The following is a 2550-nucleotide window of genomic DNA, read 5'->3' on the forward strand; positions in this document are numbered from 1 at the left end:
AGTTTCCTGGCGTCGCTCGATGGCTTTTATTTCCTGATGGGCGTCGCGATTTGCGGTGGTCTGTTCGCGGCATGGCAAAAACAGATTGACTGAATTCGAGAGACTGACACGGACCTCATGGCCAATTTTCTGACCCGGCTGATCGGCGGGAATCGTCGCGAACGGGCGCTGCGCAAGTACGCGATCGATGACGCGCTATGGCAAGCCACGCTCGACCGGCTGCCGTTTTTCGGCCATCTTAGTGCTGGCGACTTGGAGCGTCTGCGTGAGAACACGACGCTTTTCATCGCCGAGAAGGAATTTTCGACGGCGCACGATCTGCCGCTGACCGACGCGATGATCGTCTCCATCGCCTTGCAGGCCTGCCTGCCGGTGCTGAACCTGAGCCTGGAGTTGTATCGCGGATGGGTGGGCGTGATCGTGTACCCGGGCGAGTTCGTCATCAAGAAAACGGTCGAGGACGAGGACGGCGTGGTGCATGAGATCGAACACGACGCCAGCGGGGAGGCTTGGGAAGGCGGCCCGGTGGTGTTGTCGTGGGAGGACGCGCAGATGACCGACGGGGAGGACGCGTACAACGTCGTGATCCATGAGTTCGCGCACAAGATCGACATGCTCAACGGCGAGGCGGATGGACACCCGCCGCTCTACCGCAAATGGCATGCGCCGCTCGATTCCGTGGCCTGGAACGATGTCTTCGATCATGCCTACGACCATTTCTGCGCTCAAGTCGACGCCGTTTCCGACCGCCGATGGAACCGTTTTGAGCGCGAATCCCTGATCGATCCGTACGCGGCCGACCATCCGTCAGAGTTTTTCGCGGTGTGCAGCGAGGCCCTGTTCGTGAAACCGGCGGCCTTCGAACGGGACTATCCCGAGCTGTATCGGCTGCTCGCGCGTTACTACCGGCAAGACCCGGCGAACGTGGGTGCGCTTGCGTAAGCGCCTGGCCAGAGGGATCCAAAAACATGCCAGGCGACTGATTTTCTGGCATAATCCACGGTTTTCGACCTCAGGCAAGTGGCTCGCGCTCGGGAAAAGTGACAAACGTCATACTGAGCGCACGTTGAGCGGGCTGGCTACCAACAGATACCAAAGGAAAGACCATGAAAGAAGGCATTCACCCGAATTACCGCGAAGTGCTGTTCGTCGACATGTCGAATGATTTCAAATTCATTACGCGTTCGACCATCAACACGCGCGAAACCGGCGAGTTCGAAGGCAAGCAGTACCCGCTGGCAAAGATCGAAGTGTCGTCGGAATCGCATCCGTTCTACACCGGTCAGCAAAAGATCATGGACACGGCCGGCCGTGTCGAGAAGTTCAACAAGAAGTTCGCAGCGTTCTCGTCGAAGAAGTAATTCAGCAGAATTGCAGCACTGAAGAAAGGCAGCGAAAGCTGCCTTTTTTTTCGCTTGAAGTTTCGTCGGAAGCCCGTCGTCTACGCACCGCAACGACGCACGCGACGGCTCCCGTCTACAATGCCGGATTCGTTAAAAATTGCACTAACTAAAAAGTGACGAAAAAGCGTCACGAAAACCGCGCGCTCCCGGGCTTGCCAGCCTTGATCCAGCGCCGCCGCTTCGCCCAATCCGTTCTGTTTCCTGTCGCCACCGCATGCGAAATGTCATCCGTCTGACCGCCTCCGCAACCAGCGCCCTGCCGCGCTGGCTGCTGCTGACCATTTGTATCGTCTATGCGTCGTTTGGCCTGTTCGGCCGCGATCCGTGGAAAAACGAGGACGCGGCAGGTTTCGGCGTGATGTGGACGATGGCCAACGGCAGCGTCAAGGACTGGCTATTGCCGAATCTGGTCGGCAAGGCGCTGACCTCCGACGGCCCGTTCATCTATTGGTTCGGCGCGGGTTTCATTCGCCTGCTGAGCCCTTGGGTCGATGCCAGCAACGCCTCGCGGGTCGTCACCGGCCTGCTCTTTTGTATTGCGTGCGCGTTTGTCTGGTACACGGCGTATTTGCTCGGCCGCCGCGACGAAGCGCAGCCCTTCAAGTACGCGTTCGGCGGCGAACCGGAACCGCGTGACTACGGCCGCACGCTCGCCGACGGCGCCCTGCTCATCTTGCTCGCCTGCTTTGGTCTTGCCGAGCGTGGCCACGAAACCACGCCTCAGCTTGCCCAGTTCGCCGGTACCGCCATGCTCGTGTACGGCCTCGTGCGCAGTTGCGATAAACCCATTCAAGGCGCGCTCATCTGGGGCGCGGCGATCGGCCTTGTCGGTTTGTCGAGCAGTCCGGTGCTGGTGCTTGCGCTCCTGATCTGCACGCTGGCCATGACCGTGATCGTGCGTGAAGTGCGGCCGTTTTATCTGCTCGTGCTCGGCGTGCCGGTCGCGGTCATCCTGATCGGCGCGTGGGTCTGGCCGGTGCTGCATCTTTACCCGGACGACGGCGAATGGTGGCTGCGCCAATGGTGGCGTCACAGTTTCGACGCGTTCTCCGGCTCGCCGATCCCGGCGCTGTCCTACGCAATCAAGAATCTGCCGCTATTCACCTGGCCCGCATGGCCGCTCGCCATCTGGACCTTCGTGAGCTGG

At 60.1% G+C, this 2550-nt stretch carries 3 protein-coding genes; all 3 read left to right on the top strand.

Annotation, left to right across the window (positions count from 1 at the left end; all coding sequences use genetic code 11):
* Window positions 1-117 precede the first annotated feature (117 nt).
* Entirely contained in the window at window positions 118-942 is an 825-nt protein-coding gene (locus tag ACFFAR_RS30595) for a zinc-dependent peptidase (protein ID WP_174364576.1), read from the top strand.
* A 164-nt stretch (window positions 943-1106) separates the two neighbouring features.
* The gene (locus ACFFAR_RS30600) at window positions 1107-1361 is read left to right on the top strand and encodes a type B 50S ribosomal protein L31 (protein ID WP_056363961.1); all 255 of its coding nucleotides are present in this window, start codon (window positions 1107-1109) and stop codon (window positions 1359-1361) included.
* Window positions 1362-1617: 256 nt separating this feature from the next.
* On the top strand, window positions 1618-2550 hold a 933-nt coding region (locus ACFFAR_RS30605; RefSeq protein ID WP_375509159.1), incomplete at its 3' end, for an ArnT family glycosyltransferase.

It is taken from the genome of uncultured Caballeronia sp. (assembly GCF_964243625.1).
GTDB lineage: Bacteria > Pseudomonadota > Gammaproteobacteria > Burkholderiales > Burkholderiaceae > Caballeronia.